This is a genomic window from Alteromonas sp. KUL150 (assembly GCF_009811475.1).
Taxonomy (GTDB): domain Bacteria; phylum Pseudomonadota; class Gammaproteobacteria; order Enterobacterales; family Alteromonadaceae; genus Alteromonas; species Alteromonas gracilis.
Window position 1 is genome coordinate 1 of sequence record NZ_BLIJ01000061.1, and the last position, 22,501, is coordinate 22,501.

A 22,501-nucleotide genomic window follows, 5' to 3' on the forward strand; every position below is an offset into this window, starting at 1 on the left:
TCTTATTATGGAGACTTCACTGTAACACGCAGTAGGTTTCACGCAACAAAACTCCACAAATGTATTGGATATCATCCTCTTACAAGACTGATAACAATTAAATTAAACATCTTTGATGCATATTACTAAGAATTCTCTTTAATAACGGGCACATTTTGTAAGCTAATATTTCATTATCAATAAGTTATCGGTTTTATATGCTTAAATTTGCTGATTACTAAGACTTCTCATTAAATCCAAAGTTAAACTGTGCTCTATTGTCTCTAGAACTGGGGCTTACAGCGTATTTTTGAGGAAATTTCTTGTGTGGTTACTATGAACTCTTATTAATAACATAATATAAACTGACCAATGCTTCTGTATCTACTGGGCTACAACTCCATTTATCCAATTTTATGATGCGTCTTACTGAGACTTCTCAGTAATTACACAACATCATTTATTGGAGGATAGTTATGGGTCAAAGCCCTTTCATAGAAAAAATTCGTGCTATTTTGCGGACTAAGCATTACTCAATTCAGACCGAAAAAACCTACTTACTATGGATAAAGCGTTTTATTATTTTTAATCAAAAACGTCACCCTGAAGAATTGGGTGAGCAGGAAGTGACAAACTTCCTAACATACTTGGCTGTTAAGCGGCATGTAACCTCATCGACCCAAAATCTCGCTCTGTGTGCAATTGTCTTTATGTACAAACATGTGTTTGAACGCGAACTAACCTTGTTGCCAGACACGATTAGGGCCCGCGCTCCCAAACGCATACCAACAGTACTTAGCCATGAGGAAACACTTTCTATCATCAGTCACATGAGTGAGAAGTATCAGTTAGCTTTCTCGTTACTGTATGGATGCGGTTTGCGAAAAGCAGAACTGCTTAAACTACGCGTTAAAGATATCGACTTTGAGGGAAAAAGTGTTTTTGTTTTTCGCGGTAAAGGAGGCAAAGACCGCGTAACTATGTTGCCCAACAACCTTCATGAAGCCCTCAAAAAGCAAATCAATGCAGTAGCGGTTATCCATCAAAGAGATCTTGCTGAAGGTGGCGGTGAAACCAGTCTACCAACAGGGTTAGCTAGAAAATATCCGTATGCGATTAAAGAGTTGAAATGGCAGTATATTTTTCCATCGGCTACTCGGTGTCAACACCCAGTAGATGGTTACTACTGTCGTCATCATTTGCACTGGACATCGTTAACCAAAGCCTTACGAGCAGCGGTTAAGAAAGCTGGAGTAAGAAAGCATGTTACCGCACACACGTTTAGGCATTCCTTTGCAACACAACTTCTTCTCTCTGGGGCTGACATAAGAACAGTTCAAGAGTTGCTGGGGCACAATGACCTGAGAACCACGCAAATCTATACACATGTTATTGGCCAGCATTCCTCGGGCACAATAAGTCCATTAGATAGACGAAACTAACCGTCACTAAAGCGGTTGTAATAAATAATTTTGAGCAACCGCTTTTCATCTAAATAAATCTGCATTGCATTTGTCAGTGAATGTCCGCTTAACGTACTTTTCAGCCTGTACATTTTCAGAGGCACCTCCAGATAAGGAGCCAACGCTCATGATCTGTTAAAGGGAGGTTTAGTGTTAGTTTAGTGCCAAATTGACTAAAACCAAATTCACTCTAAATGGCTAGGCGGGCTGGTAAATGATACTGCACAAACTCCAGAAAGGCGCTGACTTTATCGGAGCGGTGCAGACGCTCAGACGCCACCAGAGCGACAATATCGGCTTCGGCTAACTGGTATTCCGGCAGGACTCTCACCAGGGTGCCTGCTTTGAGCTCTTGTTTTACATCCCATTCCGAACGTTGAATGATTCCTTCTCCCTTAATACACCAATCTTTCGTCACCTGACTGACATTACTGGCCAGAACCGCATTGACACGCACGCTGGTGATTTGTCCGTTGCTGATGTCAGCCAAACGCCACATGGTGGCATCTTCATCATTTTCGCGCAGCGCAATGCAGCGGTGCTGCTCCAGATCTTTCGGCGTGGTTAGCGGTGGAGCGGATTGTAAGTAGTCAGGTGCAGCAAGCATTAAACGACGGTTCTTGGCCAGGATAAGTCGTTTAAGTGAGGAATCCTGCAAGTGACCGATGTAAAACATTATGTCCGGACTATTGTGCTGTGCCCACCTGGGGTTGTCTGACAGGTTGAGTTCAATCCTGGTCAGCGGATACTGGCGCTGAAATTCGGCCGCCAATGGCCCGATGTGCTTTTCACCGAACCCCAAAGACGCCACTAAGCGGATATCACCAGAAATCATCCGTTTGCTGTCAGTGACCTCCTGCGTCAGGTGTTCTAAATCTTGCAGCAGGTTCTGCCCACAACGTGCCAGGGTTTCGCCTTCCGGGGTAAGCGCAATAAAACGCGCACTGCGGTCAACGAGTTTTACCCCCAGCTTGCGCTCAATGTGCTGCAAACGCTGCGATACGCTCGGCGGTGTGACGTTGAGTTTACGTGCGGCCGCCGCCAGTGAGCGGCTGCCGGCGATGTTAATAAAGAATTCGATATCTTGAGAACTGACCATTAAGTTAAACCTTAATGATTAAATAATAATATATTAATTTAACCACATGCTAGCCAGTGATACAAATAGCGCTCTGTCTGCCATTGATGTGAGGAAAACATGCACAGTGACGTTATTTTGAGTGGTGGTGAACTCTTGTCTCACCGCGAATGGGTATACGCGTTTTTATTTGCTGTGGCCATTATTGCCGGGGTAGTAGATGCCATCGCCGGAGGTGGCGGTTTGATCACTGTGCCGAGTTTATTGCTGGCTGGCTTGCCACCCATGGTGGTTTTGGGGACCAACCGGTTACAGGCCGTAATTGGGGAACTGACAACCTCGCTGATGTTTATTGCCAGCCGTCAGTTTCCGTTACAGGGAATGATGATGGGGGTGCTGTTCACTTCAATCGGGGCTTTATCCGGCGCTGTGGCGGTCAGCCTGATCGATAAGGCGGCGCTGGAAGTTTTGCTCCCGGTGTTAATGGTGGCGATTACCCTTTATTCCATTTTCTCTAGGCGTTTAAAAGCAACCGAGGCCATTGAGGCAAAATGGCCTAACCGTAAATTTATGCTGGTCGCTGGATTGCTCATTGGCTTTTATAATGGTTTTTTTGGCCCGGGGACCGGTTCGCTGTGGATGCTCGGCTTTGTTGCTCTGTTAGGTTATACCCTCAAGCAGGCCACAATGGCGACCAAGCCGTTAAACCTGGTCGGTAACATGATTTCTCTGATCCTGTTCATCGCTTTGGGCCAGGTGGACTATAAGCTTGGCTTGTTGATGGCAGCCGGACAGCTTATCGGTTCTGTGGTCGGCAGCAAGTTTGTGATGCGTTTTGGCACGCGGCTAGTGCGTCCAGTGTTTATCTCGGTGACCGTTCTGATGACCAGCAAGCTGATTTACGAGAACTTTGCTAATGTCTAAATAAATGCCTGTATTACACAGGCTGCAACTACCCTAAAGCTAAAGCTCACAGATTACCGCCATCTCGTGCAGAGCGCCTCCACTCACTATTCAATGCGCCAACGGCGGCTTTGCGTACTCTTCGGAAGTTTAATTAAAAATTTGGACGGCTGCTAATGGCACATGGCGGCCTTACGACTTAGGCTAAAATTTCTATTCTCTAACTAAAAAAGCGCCGTATAAAAACGGCGCTTTTTAACACATCAATATATATTTTTATTGTTCAATCGTCACTGAATGTTGCCCAGCTCCATATATACGGCTTGGTTTATCCTGCAATGAAACCATGGCTGACGAATTGCTCGGCACTTCGAATTGCCAATGAATTGTATTGCCACGGCGTTGCCAATTGCTCACTATTTTCCCATAGCCCGTCTTATAACTCACTTCAACCCATTCTAGGTCTTTGGGGAATACAGGTGATAGTTCGAAATGTTGGTATCCGGGGTTGTCACCAAGTGGTCGAATACCGCCTAAACCCTCGTAAAACCAACCGTCATATCCACTGTGAAAAGGGTGGTTTAATGAGCGTCCCGGTGGGTTTCTACCTTCTGGATCTTTAGTTGGATCCCATACGCCTTTACGCTCCCATAGGGTTGTTGCCTTGAGATTATCGAATTGCCACTGGTAACCTGGATAGCCCTGAGCCGTAAATATACCAAAAGCAGTATCTCCGTAACCGTAATCACTCAGTGCGCGATATACATAAGTTTGACCCAATGCGCCAATAGAGCCGTGACCATTCCAGCTTTCCACAACATCTTTATTCAGTGCTTCGGCAACAGAAGACCTTAAGTGTATAGGGGTAATACCGAATCTAAGTGCCATGGCGTCAGCGGTTTGGCTCCCATAATGCCCGGTTTTTGGGTTATAAAATTCTTTGTGATATTGCGAGGCAATCCTTTCGAATAAAGCACTATAGTGTTTAGCTTTTTCCGGTTTATTCAGAAGCGTAGACATTTTAGCCATTAGGTCGGCGCCATGTGCTAAAAAGCCAGATGTCGTCATCGTTGGTAGAGTATATTCAGGATTACAGCGTTTGCGCGTCATCCCGGGTACTCGAACTGGATCACACCAGTCACCATAGCCATCGCGCAGAAGGTTATCGGTTAGTTGTGTCTCCGCAGCGTCCATGTATTCCACCATACTATCGTACTGTTCGGCGATTACTTGGATATCACCATGATGGCGATAATGCTCCCAAGCAATAATGACTTCAGCTACAGCCCAATCGTACTTTTCGCCGTGTGAACGTTTGCCAGGAACGACTGCCGGTGCGATGTGACTTGATGTCTCGAAGTCACCTAAATATTTTGCCCAGAGGTTTTGCATGTCGTAATTGTAGTTACCAGTAATCAGCGCTGCATGTGCATCACCTGTCCACCCAGCTCGCTCTCTTATTGGGCAGTCCATCGGTAGCGCCATTAAATTTCCTTCGTAACTCCACAGCGCCATGCCATGAATTTTATTTAGTAATTTACTAGAGCTTTTAAATTGCCCAGCAATTTCAACGTCGCTTCGAACTAGATGTCCGTGTACGGCGTTCAAATCTGGCTCAAAGTCTATGCCTGTTAATTCTAGATAACGAAAACCATGCCAAGTAAAAACCGGACTCCAAAATTGCGCGTCTTCTCCAGAAGCTATATAGGTATCAACCTGTTTTAGAAGTGGTGCACCTCCCCCAGACTTTTGGCTTAAATTACCGTCTATGTCTGCCCATTCTCCGTAGCGCATATGGACAGCTTGCCCTGGTTTTAAATTTAGAGCTTCTAGGTTTAATGTTGGTATACCAGTGAAGTTTTGTCCGAAGTCGAAAACCCAAACATTCTTTTGCGGTTGATAAAGCTTAATAGGTTCTAATTTTTTTATTGCTCTTATTGGCGGCAGAAGCTGTGGTTCCAATGATTCAGTAGGCCATTCATCCAAGGCTTCAACCGGTTGCCAGTTAAGTAGATTATTTGCAGATGTATTTACGTTCCATTCTTCAACAGCTTCATTGGCGTCATAAAGCTCTCCAGAAAAAAGCCCTTCTTTTAAAATAGGTGAAGGGTGTGATATCCAGTTTTCATTAGACGCTACAATTTGACTGCTTCCATCTTCATAAATAAGTTCTAATTGGGCTATGAATTTCGGCTGTCCATAGGATAAGGTTTTCTGATTTCTCTTATCCTTAGCTGCGTCTGGGTTAGACCATTTGCTAAAGGCAATGTTCTCGTCGTACCAGCCGCTCCCAAGATGAACGGCGATAGTATTCTGACCGTTTAATAGTAAATCGCTGACTTCATCAGTGTTATATAAAATACGCTTATCAAAATCAGTTTGACCCGGGTCAGCAAGTCGATCATCAACCTTCTGTCCGTTTAAGAATATTTCATAGTACCCACCAGCTGTGCTGTGAAGTTTAGCTCTCGCGATTTTTTTGCCAGTTTCTGTAGTAAATGAGTGACGAAATAAGCTGGCAGTCGGCTGCTGCTTTAATTGTTCAACAACGCCTAGCTGCTTTTTGAAAGCACTCTCCGGTAGTTTTTCAGTAATATTGGGGTGAATATTGGCTGCATATTTTATCCAGTTCAGCCTGTCTTCTGTTATCTTCGCTATATCGCGCTCTTTAACTTGTACCCATTTGGCATGCCAGTCGGATTTTTTAAGTAACCCCATTTCCCAGTATGAGGGGGGGCTCCATTCACCGGGCGTTTCGGCGCCTTTTGACCAGACTCGAACTCTCCAAACGGCTTTGCTATTTGCCTCTAGCGTCGGACCTTGATAGGGAACGTTAACAGAAATACTAGATATGATTTTCTCGCTATCCCAAAGATCTGGAAAGCCAGAAACTAGTTTGTCCTGAGTAGTAGCGACTTGTATTTGGAAAGCCTCTTGCGCTTCAACATTGGCATGCCAGGATAACCTTGGAGTTTCGTTGTGAACGTTAAGCGGATGGATATTATCTTCAACTAGTAAGTTACTAGGTTGTGGTTGTTCATTATATTGTACTTTGCTGGAACTTGATTCAGGTTCAGGAAGGGTACAAGCAACTAATATAAGCAATGAGGCGACAAAGGTAAGGTGTCTTAACATGTAATTTTGCTCTTCTCATAACAATTTAAAGGTTCATGATGAATAGGCAATCTTCTTGAAGATTGATACCCAAGATTTGTAGCTATTTTTCAAAATTAGTCGTCGCAAAAAAAAGCACTTTCAATATGTAAGGGCTTTGACGTAACTAACTACTTGAGAGCTGCTACCAAAATTCTTTTACGGTGTCACAAGTTTTACTTAGAAAGAGTAGTAACTAGGTGCCAGCAAGCATTCACCGAGGCACCTATTTAACTAAATTGCAAAAGCCTAATTCTTTAGGACAGGTAATTAGCCCTGCATATCTTCAAGTTCTACGCCTCTAGTTTCATAGACATAACGTACAACAAATACAATCGACAGCAGTGAGAAAAGCGCATAGAGGCCGTAAGCACCTGCGAGCCCTATACCTGCAAGCAACATCGGGAATGACCAAGTTATTAGAAAGTTTGTTGACCATTGGACTAAGCCGCTAACAGCAAGGCCTGAACCTCTTATCTGATTTGGGAACATTTCCCCTAACATTACCCACATCACAGGCCCCCATGAGAAGTTAAAGCAGAAAACATAGAGGTTCGCTGCAATCAAGGCTATTGGGCCCCATTCGTTTAGAGATAACTTCCCATCAACAGACTGCTCAGCATTTAAGAAGGCAATGGCGAGCACGGCAAGCGTAACTGTCATGCCAATAGACCCCCACTTTAACAATGGTTTACGGCCCACTTTGTCGATCACGGCGAGAGCAACAATGCATGCCGCTATACTTATAGCTCCACTTATAACGTTTATTAGTAATGCGTCAGACTCAGAAAAGCCTACGGCTTGCCATAGTACAGCTCCATAGTAAAAAACAACGTTTATACCCACGAGTTGCTGTAGCGCAGCTAAACCAATGCCAATCCATACTATAGATTTCAACTTCCCTGAGCTTTTATCGATTAAATCCTTCAACTGAGGCTTATGATCGTCAGATAGTGATGCTTCTATTTCCATAAGTTTATTCTGAGCTCGTGTTCCATATAGCTTACTAAGTACCGAGCCTGCCTCTACCGTTTTTTGTTTGACCACCAGAAAACGTGGACTTTCAGGAATGAATAGAAGCATTATGAAAAAAAGTGATGCTGGCACTATCTCCATCCAGAACATCCAGCGCCAAGCTTCAAAATCCAACCAAAGTTTTTGAGTAGAGCCTGAAGCGATATCAGCAAGAAAATAATTACTCAGAAAGGCTGTGAAAAGGCCCCCGATAATAGCTATTTGCTGTATAGAGGCGAGCATACCTCTATATTTTGCTGGTGATACCTCTGCGATGTATGCGGGCGCCATGACTGAAGCTGCACCTACAGCAAGGCCCCCGATAACTCGATAAAGAACAAACTCGACACTGCTTGTGGCTACACCTGAACCCCAAGCACTTATTAAAAAGAAAATAGCGGCAACAAGCAGTAGAGACTTACGGCCGTATTGATCAGCTAAGCGTCCAGCAAAAAAAGCACCCACGGCACATCCTAAAAGCATACTGGATACATTGAAACCAGTGCCTACACTTTGAGAATTAAAAGCGGTTTGCAGCCCATCAACAGTGCCATTTATCACGCCACTATCGAATCCGAAAAGGAACCCTCCTATCGTCGCTACGATAGTTATGAAGAGAATAAACCCAGTGTTTGTCGATTCACTAGGAGTGTTATTGGTTAATGTCGTGTCCATATTGTTTTCTCTATTGTTATAGTCCTAATCTAGGAGATGTTGATAAGCGGGCTTTCTGATTCACTTTCTAAATAATCAGGTTGCGCTGCTTGGCGGTACTCAACAGGAGTTTGATCAAAGTGTTTACGAAAAAGCGCATACATATATTGAACCGAAGGATAGCCACAGCGCTTTGCTATTTCGCTACTGTGCGCGTCGGTCTCTTTTAACATTCTGCATGCTCTGTTTAATTTTTCGTTGTGTATTTCGGTGTGAATGCTATGGCCCCGCTCTTCTTTAAAACGGGCCTCTAAGTTAGACCTTGAAATGCCTACGTGGTCCAGCACTTGGTCAACTTTTATACCCTTACAGGCATTCATTCTTATAAAATGCGACGCTTGCATTACAAGAGGGTCTTTGATGGCTTTAAACTCTGTTGACTGTCTTGCCGCTACGGTAACAGGGGGGACGAGTAACTGGGTGTTCTTAGGCGCGTGCCCTTTTAGTTGTCTGTGAAGTAGCTTCGCAGCTTGAAAACCCATTTCGAGACAACCTTGTCTAACAGAGGACAAACTAACTCGGCTCAAGAATCGCGTAAGTTCATCGTCGTCGATTCCAATAACGGCAAATCGCTCTGGAATGAGCAGGTCTAAATGGTCACATGCTTGGAGTAGATGCCTAGCTCGGGAATCTGTAACAGCTACAATCCCGGTAGGCGCAGGTAAACTTTTAAGCCAATCGGTAAGCCTCTTTTGAGAATATTGCCAAGTCTCGGCCCTCACAGCATGACCACGATAAACATAACACTCATATCCATGCTGCTTAGTAAGAGCTAACATTGCGTTTTCGCGCTCTTGCGCCCACCGCTGCCCTTCACTAATTGGGCTACCATAGAACGCAAACCTCTCTATACCCTTTTGGCGTAAGTGTTCAAATGCGGCTTCTACGAGCGCAAAGTTATCCGTGGCAACATAGGGCACATTGGGGTAATTGCTTTTGTCTTGATAAGAGCCCCCTACGCCAACAACTGGTACAGATGTACTAGTCAATGCGCGCTCTATCGCAGGGTTATCGAAGTCGGCAATTATGCCGTCACCGCGCCATTCATCTAAATGCTCCAGCCGAGTTAAGAAATCTTCTTCTAAATACAAATCCCAATCTGCATCTGATGTTTGGAGGTACCGCCCAATCCCTTCGATAATTTGTCTGTCGAATATCTTACTCGCATTCAGAAGTAGCGTAATACTGTGCGCTTTTTCGAACATGTTAGCTTCCTACGTATAAACAAATTACGTAACGTTTATTATGATTATTTGTTTAGTGATACTAAACCAGGATGTTGTAATTAACAAAACGATTACAAAATTTCGTAATTGATATAAACGCTTTTAGTAATCAACATTCGTACATCAGCGCTTATTTTATGAGAAATGTCGATGTACATAGGAATAGACTTAGGCACCTCTGGTGTGAAAACTGTGTTAACCAACGAAGCTGGAGCGATTGTTCATTCAGTAAGCCGTCCGCTTAGCGTATCTATGCCGCATCCCCTTTGGTCGGAGCAGGATCCTAACGACTGGTGGCAGGCCACCTGTGACTGTCTTGATGAGTTGAGTGATAAGAACAGTTTATCTACCGTCAAAGCAATCGGCTTGAGCGGTCAAATGCATGGTGCGACGTTGTTGGATAGTAAAGGGAACGTTTTAAGACCTGCAATATTGTGGAACGACGGTCGAAGTACCAACGAGTGTGAAGAGCTAACTCGCTTAGTGCCAGACTCGTCTATTCGTACCGGCAACCTCATAATGGCAGGTTTCACTGCCCCCAAAATTGTTTGGGTAAGAAAAAATGAGCCAGAAATCTTTTCTAAAATAGACAAAGTTCTGCTTCCGAAAGATTTTTTAAGGTATCAGCTTACCGGTGAGTTTGGGTCTGATATGTCGGATGCCGCCGGTACCGTTTGGCTCAATACCGAGTCTCGTAGTTGGGATGAAGAACTATTAAAAGCCTGCGGCTTGAGCGTCGACAACATGCCTTCTCTTTATGAGGGCAGCAGCATTACAGGGCACTTAAAAGACTCACTACAGGCACGCTGGGGAATGCAGGATGTCATTATTGCTGGTGGTGCTGGCGATAATGCCGCGGGGGCAATTGGGTGTGGAATTTATGAGCCTGGTCACGCAATGCTATCACTTGGAACATCAGGTGTTTATTTTGCCGTAACTGATCGATTTACCGTAAATACTGCTCAGGCTGTTCACAGTTTCTGCCATGCTATTCCTAATCGTTGGCATATGATGTCGGTTATGCTCAGCGCGGCGAGTTGCTTAGACTGGTATGCAAAGCAAAGTGGTTATGCCGAAGTCGGGTCTATGATTGACGATGTACAGAAAAATACAAGCCACCATGACACTCAAACACCTGTTTTTCTCCCTTATCTAACGGGCGAAAGAACACCTCATAATAACCCTTCAGCTAAGGCCGCATTTTTTGGGGTATCGGCATCGACTGAGCGGGTTCATATGGCACGAGCTGTCATAGAAGGGGTTTCGATGGCACTTGCTGACGGCATTGACGCGGTGCATCAAAGTGGTGTCACTGCAAAGTCAATAAGCCTTATAGGTGGAGGCGCAAGAAGTACTTTTTGGCGTCAGCTCCTTAGCGATATCAGCGGTTACGAACTGGAGTACAGAGAGGGCGGGGATGTTGGTCCGGCTCTTGGAGCAGCTCGGCTGGCCCAACTCGCTGCCAATCCGGATGCCGACCTTTCAGACATATGCTTTAAGCCAAAGCTTGAGGCGACATACACACCGAACAAAAAGATTCATGACAATTACCTCAATAAACGGCAGAAGTTTAGAGAATTGTACTACGCCGTCGAGACATTTTATTCGTAATGTTGCGGTTTGAGTTAAAAACTGTAAGTGACTGTTACGTATCAATATGGTGCGGACTACAAAGGAAATACTATGAGCAACTATTTTGAAAGCATTCCTTCTATACAATATGAAGGGCCAGATTCAACGAACCCACTTTCGTTCAAGCACTACAACCCCCAAGAGGTGATTGGTGGTAAAACAATGGAAGAGCACCTTCGCTTTGCAGTGTGCTACTGGCATAACTTCTGTTGGGATGGCGCCGATGTATTTGGAGGCGGCACGTTTAATAGACCTTGGCTTACTGCGGGTGATCCCATGGAGAGAGCCAAACAAAAAGCCGATGTAGCGTTTTCATTTTTCGAAAAGTTGGGTGCGCCATTTTATTGTTTTCATGATATTGACGTAGCACCAGAAGGCGACGCTATTCAAGATTACATTCGCAATTTTGGGGAGATGACAGATGTCTTAGCCCGTAAGCAAGAAGAAACCGGTATGAAACTCTTGTGGGGAACCGCTAACGTATTTAGCCATCCTCGCTATATGTCTGGCGCGGCAACGAACCCAAATCCAGAAATCTTCACTCGGGCTGCTACTCAAGTTTACCATGCGATGAATGCGACCAAAACCCTCGGCGGTGCAAACTACGTCTTGTGGGGTGGCCGTGAAGGTTATGAAACGCTTTTGAACACGGACTTGAAGCGCGAACGCCAACAATTTGGTCGCTTTATGAATATGGTTGTTGAGCACAAGCACAAAATTGGTTTTGATGGATTATTGTTGATTGAGCCAAAGCCTCAAGAACCAACTAAGCATCAATATGATTATGATACAGCTACGGTTTATGGCTTCTTGAAAGAGTTCGGTTTGGAAAAAGAGTTCGCTGTAAATATTGAAGCCAACCACGCGACCTTGTCTGGCCACTCTTTCCATCACGAAGTGGCTACGGCATTTGCGCTTGATATTTTCGGTTCAATTGATGCAAACCGAGGTGATCCGCAGCTTGGTTGGGATACCGATCAGTTTCCTAATTCAGTAGAAGAAATGACACTTATTTGTTACGAAATTCTGAAAAACGGCGGTTATACGTCAGGCGGATTCAATTTCGATACTAAATTAAGACGTCAAAGCCTTGATGCTGAAGATCTTTTCTTGGGTCATATTGGTGGCATGGACACCTGTGCGCTTGGTTTGAAGAAAGCTTACGAATTGTTATCTAACGGTGTGTTGGATAGTAAAGTTAAGAGTCGCTATGCAGAATGGAATTCTGTGTTCGGCAGAGAAATCTTAGACGGTAATATGTCGCTAGAGTCTTTAGCTGAGCACGCGAAAGCCAAATCTTTAGACCCTAAACCAGTATCTGGAAAGCAAGAAGGGCTAGAAAACATAGTGAATCAGGTTATATACAGATAATGTTTTAAACCCAGCTACAAGTTAAAAAGGGCAAACACTTCTGCCCACTTACAATAAAAACAATAGGTTAAAAGCTTGCAGGCACTTTGTTAAAGCTCGCAAAGTTTTTATCAAGCTTAAATAGCACACTTTATGTGCCTAGATAGCTCAGTTGATAGAGCTGCGGGTTGAAAATCCGCGTGTCTTTGGTTCGATCCCGGGTCGAGGCACCATTTACAGAAAACCTGAACATTTTTGTTCAGGTTTTTTTGTCCTTAAAAAATTTCCATAGAACAGAATCATATAATTCTTTTACCTTGTACCTTTCACAATAGCATTTAGAGAATGATTAGTGGCTTCAAGGCCATTTATTTGAAGTATATGTCACGGTTCTTGAATAACATGCTTAAACCACGTTTTTAGTTGCTCCTGGTCTGCAAAATTTCCTTCATACTTAATATCTGGTTCTAAATTTTCAGGTTGTGAGGCTTCCAACAGCGTCAATGCTCTATATGGAATGTTTACCTTCATATTGTTTTTTGTACGAATACTAATCTGGTCTGTATAGATAGTACTCATATGTGGATGTTCACCGATGTGGATAACGTTATCCAATTCCTTCATTATTTTTAGAAAAACTACACATGCACTAGCGCACCTACCGTCTGTCAATATGTAGATTTTTTTCGCAAACTTTTTCGTTCTTACATTGTTAAAATTTGAATAAAATGTTTCCGTCGAAACTACAGGAAAAACGATGCTAGAGAGATTTCCAGCTAAAGCTTTTTTTGAAACATTCACTAAGCGTTCTAGCATAACTTGATCATAACTAATTTGCTCTTGGCTAATAGCTATTTTCCTTAGTCTTTTATCTAAAACATCAATTAGTTCATCCGTAATACGAAATCTATTGTAAGATATTTGCTCAACAGTAGTGGAAGAACGTAGATGATTTGGAACTAATGACTCTATTATTTCAAAGACTCTAGTGCTTGATCCTCCGGTATTGAACCTCAAATCGATTACTGTTGCTTCTCTTTCTTCTATTGATTGCAGTCGTTTTAAAAATCTATCTTGAAAAATTTGATTTTCTTTTTCATTAAAACTGAATGAGGGTATAGCTATATATATTATACCGTTGCTCTGAACATTAACTACTTGTGAATTCATATTTTCATTAATGAGTAAGCCCTTAGAATTCTCTGCGTCAAATGATGCCCATTTGATATCGTAAGAAGTGCTTTTTTTGTCTGATTCACTAGTAAAAACACAGGTCTTCCATTTTTGAGAATTCAAGAGCGGAAAAATTGATGGAAATCTCATCGAAAACAAATTTATTACTTTTTGGGTAGAATTGACTGAATGAGTGTTATGGTTCACATAAGGTAATATACGTGACTCCCATATTGTTTTGACGCTAAGCCCATCGCAAGAGGCTAGCTTATCACCAACAGCAGGCAATTTTTTATCCCAAGATGGACTGACATACTTAACTGTATAAGTATTATCCAGTTGATAACCTGCCCACGATGGATTTTCAGGGCCTATTTGCCAAAATCTAAAGGAAAATTTGTTTGAGACAAAACACCCAATACAATACTTATAATGACCAGAGTTTACGTGTATGTCTTTAAAACCGTTAATATAATACTTTACGACGGCAGTAGCGTCTTCTATGTTATCAATCTCTGCTAATTTTTTCTTTGCAACTAAATAGCCCTCTTCGTGCCAACTAGCTACCTCAATTTCCGATAGGCCAGGATGGATAACCTCAATATTTTTATAAATAACCTTAAGGTCTTCTTCCACCCTGTGTTGCCAAGTGATAGCAGAGAACTCATGAATCGTATCAAGAATTAAAGTAGCAATGATAAGCCCAAAAAAGAGAATGAATGTTTTGCGCATGATAGCCAACTAATTATGTTGTTTGTAAAACACGTATTCTGTCGACTATCTTATAAATTCTAAGCTAAATCATAAGCAGATATGTAAGCTCAATATTACCCACAAAAGTAACTATTCGAATAGAAGCCACTATCGAAGAACACAATAAATAACTGCAAAACCGAGTAACGTTTATGACGATTAACGCTATCTTTGAATCGAAAAGACCTCCAATGACCACTCTACTTCATCACTGAAGGCCCTTACTTCAAGACGTAATTTTCACTTCTTAATTGCTTTTTATAAGAAGTCTTCCCGCATTGGGCTGAACATGTCAATAAGGATCCCACCGGTTTCTGTAGTGGTACCGTGCTCAACATGTGGATCGATCACGCAGCTATCTCCTGCCTTCAATACCTTGAGTTTACCGTCAATGACGAAGTTAAATTCACCTTCTTCGCAGTAAACAATTTGTGTATGACGATGGCTGTGGGCGTAACCTTCTGCGCCTTTTTCAAACCATACTTTCACGGCCATAGCATCGTCATTGTATGCGAGTATCTGACGTTTGATACCGCCACCCATATCTTCTACAACACCTAACTTTTCAGACATTTCAGTTTTCCTTCTTAAAGTGTTTTAACAATCAATTACGTGATTTCTGCGCATCTACGGACGCTAAATTTTCTCTAGTTCTTTTCTAAAGTATGTAGATTCACCGTTGAGCCCCATTTTTTGGGATAAAGCCAATCCGAGTTGTAGCAATTCGTATCGACCTTCCACACTAGGGCTTCGTGCTTTTAGCAACTCAATAGCTCGTTTGGTATTACCTGCTTTGTCTAGCGCTAAGGCCAAAATATACAGATAGTTGCTGTTTGTAGGCTCGATATCGGTGGCAGTGGTAAAGTGTGTTATTGCAGTATTCAAATCTTGGCTACGTATTAAGCGCATTCCTTCTGCGTAGTGCATTAACGGTGAGTGTTGATTGGCATTTAGGCCTTTCTCAAGTGTTGCTGCCTCTAAAGCGCTATCTCCCAAAGAGCGGTATAAATTCGCTAGGTTTATGTAATTAGGCTCAAAGAATGGGTCTCGGGATATACCTGCCTCAAGAAAATATTTTGCTTTTTCAAAGTTACCTTGATTAGCTTGAATAAGACTAGCGTTTAAGTTTCCTTCACCACGCCAGAGGTTTTGTTCAGATGCTTCGTATAACTCGTCTAATACTTTTGCGGAAATAATGGCCAATTCCCCCGAAGCTATTAGCTGTTCAGCAGCCGAAACTCTAACCGCCTTATATTCATCCGCTAAAAGCGCTTTTAGAAGCTCGACGCGTCTGTGTTTATCGACAAGAAATGAAATATCGGAAAATGCTAGACGAACTAAGGGGCTCTCGTCATTGGCCAGCATTTTGGCATACTTATACGCTAGAGTTTGAACTGATGCGGGGAGCAGTGAAACGACAGTCGCTCGTTTTATATCAGGCAGTGCTTTGTTTTTTGCTAAGGAAAAGTGACTATTGAGTGTCAAGGTGTCGCCACTCAGCAATAACATATATTGCATTTCAGCAGGGTGTGAAGGCGCTGACGGGCCATGCCACTCGTGAATTTTGTCTTGCGCCCATTGCGGGCTTTTGTCTTCGTGGCAGCTATTACAGGCGTTAGGCGTGCCAAACTTCTCAGTAAGGTGCGGTGCTGGGACCTTGAAACTATGATCTCTCCGTTTATCAACGCCCATGTAAGTATTCGTAGGCATGTGACAATTTACACATTGTGAGCCCTGACTATTGGGTTCGTGCTTATGATGCTCGACGTCATCATATGCTGTTGCTTTGTGGCACTGTAAACAGAGGCCATTTCCTTCGACTTTCACTTTCGCAGTATGCGGGTTGTGACAGTCGTTACAGTTCACGCCAGCCTCAAACATTTTACTTTGTAAAAACGAGCCGTAGACATACACTTCATCCTTTATCTGGCCATCAACATGGTATTGCGGGGTAGTCAGCAAAGTGGGTTTAAATTGCGACAAGAAAGGTTCAGATGGTGTGATACCATCGGTGAGTGGAGTGCGAAGTGAATGGCACGCAAAACAGCGTTCCATGAAGCTATTGTCGCGCTTTGGGCCTTCCCATGTGGCTATTTTTTTGTCTTTACCTAAAAGCCAGTTGCCAATATCTTGCTGTTCGCTTTCAGAAAGCACCGAGTGAGAAGAGCGGTTACCAGCATAGTGATTGTCGTCGACGTGACCATGGCAAGATTGACAAGAAACGTTTATCTCATTCCACACTGTATTGAATGTGTCTTTTTCACTGTCGTAGTTTCTTTTTAATCCTGACGAGTGACAGTCCGCACACATACCATTCCAATTCTGCAAAGGCTGAAGCCAGTGCAGCCTATCCTGCCTGCTTATCTCCTCGTCGGGATATATGGGGTACCATTTTTGACCGCGGTTCGACTTATCTCTTGAGTCCCATGCAAATGGAAAGACCTGCATTTTTCCCTGTTCAGTTTTGATAAGGTATTCTTGAAGAGGAAAGTGACCGAACACATAGCTGACTTCGTAAACCCTCGGTTCTTTTTTATCTTCTTGAAACTTTATATAGAACTTTTTACCTTTTTTATAGAATGTGGCTTTTTGATTGAAATGTTCAAACGTAAAGTCATTAAAGTCGCCTAAAACCGTGTTTTCTGAGGCGATAGCCATTGCTTTACTGTGGTCCGATTCTAGCCAATCGGTCAGCTCTTTCTCATGACAAGCACCACACTGGTGCGCCTCGTTTGCAAAAGAACTGAAGGAAATACTAATAAGAGTGAGTAAAAAGCACAGTCGTAACATTAATTAAGAAAACCAAAAGCAATAAAATACAATCATAAAATATCACGGTAGAAGTACGATCGCTAACATTCGATTAACTTTCATTCTCTTGTGACGTATGTAAAGCGCGAAATGAGGTAAATTCAAAAACGAATGAGATTACGATTTAACTTAATTTGCTTATTAATGACAGATAAAGATGATATCATCAGTTTGAAATTCAACTTTATTCAGGAGTAGTCATGAAGATTGCCTTAATGATGGAAAATAGCCAAGCGGCGAAGAACCCTGTAATTCTTAAAGAATTGACTTCTGTGGCCGACTCGCTAGGACATAGTGTTCATAATGTAGGTATGGAAAGTGAAACCGATCATCACTTAACTTATGTACACCTTGGGATTATGGCCGGCGCTCTTTTGAACTCTGGCGCTGTAGACTTCGTTATCGCCGGCTGCGGTACCGGGCAGGGCGCTATGATGTCTTTGAATGCGCAACCTGGTGTTTTCTGTGGTTATTGTATCGATCCTTCTGACGCCTTTTTGTTTAACCAAGTAAATAACGGTAATGCGTTAGCGCTTCCTTTTGCGAAAGGTTTTGGTTGGGGAGCTGAGCTGAACGCCCGTTATATTTTCGAAAAGGCTTTTACTGGTGAGCGCGGAGCTGGTTATCCGGTTGAAAGACGCGAGCCTCAAGTGCGCAATGCCGGTATTCTTTCAGAATTAAAAGCGGCATTGGCATGCGACAACTATGTCGATACATTGAAGAAAATTGATCAGGAATTGGTAAAAGTTGCAGTGTCTGGTGAGCGCTTTCAAAAGTGCTTGTTTGAAAATGGCAAAGACGAATCTATCAAGTCATACATCAAAACGCTCGTATCATAAGTCAACTGTAGCCAGTGTAAGGCGTGGACAATACGCCTTACCCTGTTTTTATTCTTATCCAACGGGTAGCGTACTATTTGGATACTTGATTCTTTTCTGACGAGGGCAAGTAAGAAAATACGCAATGGTCAGTGGGCCCAATCGGCCAACAAACATCAAAAATATGATAACAAGGCTTCCAGCATCAGATAACTCTCCGGTTAAACCGCGTGATAATCCTACTGTACCTAAAGCCGATATAGCCTCAAAAATAATATCTATAAATGCCGCATTTTCGTTTGTCGATAAAAAGGCCCATTCGTTTATAGGTGATATTAACGTAAGCGCTAGCGCTTACCCACCAATTTCACTCGACTACGCGCTACCGAATATCGATGGCGAGGATGTACTGCATATAGGTAAGGCCGAACAATAAAGGCAACAATCTTTATGCCGCTTTCGGTATTTATAGAGCCTCTTCCAATAAGCATCAACAGTAGCGTTAGCCAAGTAACAGCACTTTCTCATGCACTCACTATCTATAGTGTTGAAACGAGCCGTGAAGGGCGTCATAGCCTGAAATCAAGATGTCTACCATAGCGAAGAGCTATCTGTTGTTTTTTGTAAAACGAAGAGGCTTTACTTGCCCTTATAGTTGCTATGAAAAAGGTCGCTATACTTGTAACATCGTCAACATCTGCTATTCGTACTGAATAAAATGTTGTGGTAAATAATTAGTTGAAACTTATAGCGCCAATTACGGCTGCAATTAGTTCATTAAAATGTGTAAGCAGAATGGAGCACGTTACCGCACCCTAAGGGAGTATGAGCAAAGTTTCTCCGATACGAAAAAATAAAACGGCTTGAGGAAATTTATCAGGGATGTGTAAAAATTGAACTGTATGGTAAGAGCTATTGGAAGAAGGCGAGCGCATTGCACGCTCGCCAATACAACAGTATGTCAATTAGAATCTGTAGTTGACCGCTAATTGATAAATACGACCTGTATAGGTTAGACGGCTAATAGCGCGCTCGTCTGTTCCTAGGAACTCTTCGCCAACCTCATCCGTAAGGTTGAAAGCACGGAGGAACAATTTAGTCTTCTTGTTGAGCGCATAAGAACCAACGAAGTCCAAACGACCAATTGCTTTTCTGGTACGAGCATTAGTGCCAAGGAATGAGTTTGCACCTCTAAGAGTTTGGTCATCACGCCAGTTATACGACAAACGCAAACTGATGCCATCGTTTTCCCAATATGTGATTACGTTAAACGATTCAGGCGAAACACGTGTTAACTCAACTTCGCTGCCTTCTTGGTCTAAACTTGTATAGTTGAATACACCCCCGAAGCCATTCCAAGGATAAGGTAGGAAATCTAGTTTTTGCTGTATTGCAACTTCGTAACCTTCAACAGTAATGGTGTCAGCTATGTTAATAGGAGCAGTAATATTTACTTCTCTCAAGTTTTCGTTACCGTCATCATCGATAATTGGCGTAGTTTGAATACAGCCAAATTCCCTACCATTAGTGCCAGGTGTTCGTTCAATATCACCAAGTAGTCTATCGACAATAGGGTTTGTGCCTGGATCTGGACAGAATCCTTGTTCAGAATCAAATAGATTTGAAATGTCTTTTTTGAAGTAACCTATTGAAATAGCGCTACCTTCACGGTTATACCACTCCAATGACACATCGTAGTTCTTCGCTTCATAGGGACGCACTGTTGCTGTAGGAAGATCCAATCGTACTGTTTGGTTACCACCGCGCAGGGCAGCTGTTGGACGTTGGGCGAGCAAGTTGGGGCGTACAATACCCTCGTAGTAAGCTGCCCTGAGTAAAACATCATCATGTAACTCGAACGTTATGTTAGCCATAGGGAGCGTATGCTGGTAGTCATCTTCAAATGTAACTGGAGCTGCTACACCGTTACGACCACGATCGTCCACCTGTGTTTCAAAACCGTCAAAGGTATTATCTGTTTGAATATGACGAACACCGATATTACCACGGTAAGGAATTGAGCCCAGCTCACCACCGAAATCTGACATCACATACATCGCGAGAATATCTTGCTCCGCACCAAAGTTGAAGCCTAAGTTTATCGGAAGACCACTATTTCTATCTTGTTGATCCCAGAAACCCGTTCTGTTTCTAACGAGTTCTTGATACGGTGTCGTAAAAGAAGTCGCTGTTGCGATATTATTGACGTCGGTTTCGATACCTTCCTGAAGCGTTTGAAGAGCGAGTTCGTTATCTATCGTCATCCAACCCGAAGTATTATCAAATGTGCCGGGAATGTTGCCGCCAAAATAATCATTCTGGTCTGCTGAAAGGATGTTAGAGGTCAAGAAACCATCTGAAATATTACTCGTGTCTATACCGGCTACGCCCTGTCTGAAGTCTTGACTTTCTAAAGACTCCCTAGAGAACCTTGCTCCAAATTTAATTGACTCGAAGTTCAATTTATTACCTAGACCAAAATCTGTGAATCGTTCAGCATTAAATTCCGCACTACTTATTTCTCGAGACAAATCTCTTACACGACCTGTGATCCTAAAAGATAATCTCCTACCCTGATTAGCGTCTGAAACAGAGTTAATCGATGATGCGCTCAAATTTGTCTCTTGCCAAACTAGGTCATTGTACACATAGGGTTGGTCAAACTGTCCTCGTACTACAATGTCATTTAGGTTTCCGTTCCCAGAATTGATTGAGCCATTAAATCCTGTTGGCACGCTCTCAACACCGTTTCTTCTGCCATCTGCATCGGTAAAATTAAAGCTGTCGCGCCAATCCTGGTCATGCAGGAAAGTAAAGCCAACATTTTGGAACTGGTTACTCGCTTCTGAATGCGTAATTTTGCCATCAAAAGCCCAGTCTTCTGTAAAATAATCACCGTAAAGAATGATGCCTTCCGTTTTTTCTCTAAAGGTTGTTTTACGGTTTTCAGTTTGCAATGAACCGTTAGTGTAATCATAGGAGTTCACGGCGTAAACTAATGGAGCACCTTCCTCATCTGAGACTCTATCGTAGACAAATGGTGCGGCATCCATATCAAGTGTTACACGCGCATCAAAATTATCTCTGTCACGACGGCGAGTATTAAAGCCTGGACTCATGGTCGTTGCTTCTTTAGTGCCGTCAGCTAAATCACGTTCTGAGAAGAGTAAATGAGCACCAAGTTTAAAATTTTCATTTACCCGGTATTCGATATTTCCTGAGAAAGAAATTCTGTCACCATCGCTATATTCACTAACGTTACGGCCTCGCGCGGGTGCTGTAAGTTGAGCATCTTCTTCTAAGCCCCACTTTTCGCGATATTCTGCAATGTTAGTTGCACGAACGTCGCCGTCTACAGTGTCCACTGATGTATAGTCGATAATATCAAAGGTGTCACGTCGAAATGTTTGTCCTGACCCTGCAATTTTAAAAGCAACACCTAGTTTGTTGTCGATAAGGTGTTTAACTCCGGAAATTCTAAAGTTAGGATCAACGTTACCCGTTAAATCTTCGTAACGACCACCTAAACTCACAGAAGCCGAACCATCTTTCTTTGAAAGAGCCTGTTGTAACTTTTGATCTACAATACCTGCGATACCACCAGCCTGAAGATCAGCTGTTGGGCTTTTAACGACTGTAACTCCATCAAAAATACTAGCTTCAAACGCTGCGAATGGGTTTGGTTCACCGACAGCATTAATGTTGCTTGCACCTGAGGGAGTTGCAAATGTCTGTCCCATGGCGGTCGTTTTAACAAAACCGCTGCCTAATCCGCGAAGGCTTATAGTACTTTGTCTTCCTTCCTCATCTGAATTAAGTTGTACGCCTGGGATTGCTTGAAGTGCCTCACCAAAATCGAGCGCTGGAAGTGCGTCGATATCAGTAGCAGAGATGGCATCTACGATAGATGCGGCATTACGTTTGGTATTAAGTGCATTTTCCAGAGAAGCTCTTACACCAGAAACTTCAATGACTTCAACGTCTTCGTCTTGGGGTTTATTATCTACTTTCTGTTGAGCGTTATTTACTGCGGTATTAACTTCCTGAGCAAGTAGTGTGGGAGAGCTAATGGTTAATAATAGTGCCGCCGTATTCCCTAACAGCTTTCTATTTATATTTGATCTTGTGTTTTGCATCGACCCATTCTCTTCGTTGTGTGATTTAGGTGTGTATCTCTTAAAAACCTTGTTAAAGATTTGTGAAACCATAGTAACCACATGAAACAATCAAAACAAGTCATTTGTCATCATTTTTATCAAAAAACTGACTATTCATTAGTCTAATATTGAATATTAATGAGTTATTAGTTTATATCTTTACTTAAATTAACTGTTTTAAATATCTTTGTGATGATTTTTATTTCTATTAAAACAGTGTGTTATGAATAGAGCAGTTAAACTAAATTAGACTTAAGTATAATTTAACATTAATCAA

The 22,501-nt window shown here is 42.7% G+C and carries 15 protein-coding genes and 1 tRNA gene; 7 read left to right on the top strand and 9 right to left on the bottom strand.

Features of this window, described 5'->3' with window-relative positions; genetic code table 11:
- The first annotated feature begins 455 nt into the window (after positions 1-455).
- Positions 456-1,421: an integron integrase gene (locus GVO62_RS14510; protein ID WP_159119839.1), complete on the top strand. Its 966-nt coding sequence runs from the start codon at positions 456-458 to the stop codon at positions 1,419-1,421.
- Between the two features lie 211 nt (positions 1,422-1,632).
- Here GVO62_RS14510 and GVO62_RS14515 read toward each other — a convergent pair whose 3' ends face one another.
- Entirely contained in the window at positions 1,633-2,541 is a 909-nt protein-coding gene (locus GVO62_RS14515; protein ID WP_159119840.1) for a LysR family transcriptional regulator, read from the bottom strand.
- 99 nt (positions 2,542-2,640) lie between these two features.
- On the opposite strand from GVO62_RS14515, the gene GVO62_RS14520 reads away from it, so the two are divergent.
- Positions 2,641-3,444, top strand: coding sequence for a TSUP family transporter (locus tag GVO62_RS14520; RefSeq protein ID WP_159119841.1), 804 nt, complete (start codon positions 2,641-2,643; stop codon positions 3,442-3,444).
- A 255-nt stretch (positions 3,445-3,699) separates the two neighbouring features.
- Here the strand turns inward: GVO62_RS14520 and GVO62_RS14525 are convergent, their stop codons facing one another.
- The 3 genes from GVO62_RS14525 to GVO62_RS14535 form a co-directional block, all read right to left on the bottom strand.
- Positions 3,700-6,558 carry an alpha-L-rhamnosidase gene (locus tag GVO62_RS14525; RefSeq protein WP_159119842.1) on the bottom strand — a complete coding sequence of 953 codons (2,859 nt, stop codon included), beginning with the start codon at positions 6,556-6,558 and terminating at the stop codon, positions 3,700-3,702.
- Between the two features lie 288 nt (positions 6,559-6,846).
- Positions 6,847-8,265 (bottom strand): sugar porter family MFS transporter, encoded by a 1,419-nt coding sequence (locus tag GVO62_RS14530; RefSeq protein ID WP_159119843.1) that lies wholly within the window; start codon positions 8,263-8,265, stop codon positions 6,847-6,849.
- A gap of 29 nt (positions 8,266-8,294) precedes the next feature.
- On the bottom strand, positions 8,295-9,509 hold the full coding sequence (locus GVO62_RS14535; RefSeq protein ID WP_159119844.1) for a XylR family transcriptional regulator: 1,215 nt from the start codon (positions 9,507-9,509) through the stop codon (positions 8,295-8,297).
- A gap of 171 nt (positions 9,510-9,680) precedes the next feature.
- Here GVO62_RS14535 and xylB point away from each other — a divergent pair, with 171 nt between their 5' ends.
- From xylB to GVO62_RS14550, 3 genes are all read left to right on the top strand, one after another.
- Positions 9,681-11,141, top strand: a complete 1,461-nt coding sequence (gene xylB, locus GVO62_RS14540; protein WP_159119845.1) for a xylulokinase — start codon at positions 9,681-9,683, stop codon at positions 11,139-11,141.
- Between the two features lie 72 nt (positions 11,142-11,213).
- Positions 11,214-12,533: a xylose isomerase gene (xylA, locus tag GVO62_RS14545; protein ID WP_159119846.1), complete on the top strand. Its 1,320-nt coding sequence runs from the start codon at positions 11,214-11,216 to the stop codon at positions 12,531-12,533.
- A 136-nt stretch (positions 12,534-12,669) separates the two neighbouring features.
- Positions 12,670-12,745 (top strand) — tRNA-Phe (locus GVO62_RS14550).
- A 151-nt stretch (positions 12,746-12,896) separates the two neighbouring features.
- On the opposite strand, the gene GVO62_RS14555 is transcribed toward GVO62_RS14550, so the two are convergent.
- The 3 genes from GVO62_RS14555 to GVO62_RS14565 all read right to left on the bottom strand — a co-directional run bounded on the left by GVO62_RS14555 (position 12,897) and on the right by GVO62_RS14565 (position 17,096).
- Positions 12,897-14,417, bottom strand: coding sequence for a S41 family peptidase (locus GVO62_RS14555; RefSeq protein WP_159119847.1), 1,521 nt, complete (start codon positions 14,415-14,417; stop codon positions 12,897-12,899).
- A 279-nt stretch (positions 14,418-14,696) separates the two neighbouring features.
- Positions 14,697-15,011 (bottom strand): cupin domain-containing protein, encoded by a 315-nt coding sequence (locus GVO62_RS14560; protein ID WP_131094903.1) that lies wholly within the window; start codon positions 15,009-15,011, stop codon positions 14,697-14,699.
- Positions 15,012-15,074: 63 nt separating this feature from the next.
- Positions 15,075-17,096, bottom strand: coding sequence for a multiheme c-type cytochrome (locus GVO62_RS14565; RefSeq protein WP_236547173.1), 2,022 nt, complete (start codon positions 17,094-17,096; stop codon positions 15,075-15,077).
- 353 nt (positions 17,097-17,449) lie between these two features.
- On the opposite strand from GVO62_RS14565, the gene GVO62_RS14570 reads away from it, so the two are divergent.
- Positions 17,450-18,088 carry an RpiB/LacA/LacB family sugar-phosphate isomerase gene (locus GVO62_RS14570; RefSeq protein WP_159119849.1) on the top strand — a complete coding sequence of 213 codons (639 nt, stop codon included), beginning with the start codon at positions 17,450-17,452 and terminating at the stop codon, positions 18,086-18,088.
- A gap of 54 nt (positions 18,089-18,142) precedes the next feature.
- Here GVO62_RS14570 and GVO62_RS19680 read toward each other — a convergent pair whose 3' ends face one another.
- Positions 18,143-18,349, bottom strand: a complete 207-nt coding sequence (locus GVO62_RS19680; RefSeq protein ID WP_373996023.1) for a potassium transporter TrkG — start codon at positions 18,347-18,349, stop codon at positions 18,143-18,145.
- On the opposite strand from GVO62_RS19680, the gene GVO62_RS19490 reads away from it, so the two are divergent.
- Complete coding sequence (locus GVO62_RS19490) at positions 18,252-18,503, top strand: hypothetical protein (protein WP_236547174.1); 252 nt, start codon at positions 18,252-18,254, stop codon at positions 18,501-18,503. The two genes, GVO62_RS19680 and GVO62_RS19490, sit on opposite strands and share 98 nt — an antisense overlap.
- A 529-nt stretch (positions 18,504-19,032) precedes the next feature.
- Here the strand turns inward: GVO62_RS19490 and GVO62_RS14580 are convergent.
- Positions 19,033-22,203, bottom strand: a complete 3,171-nt coding sequence (locus GVO62_RS14580) for a TonB-dependent receptor (RefSeq protein WP_159119850.1) — start codon at positions 22,201-22,203, stop codon at positions 19,033-19,035.
- Positions 22,204-22,501 lie beyond the last annotated feature (298 nt).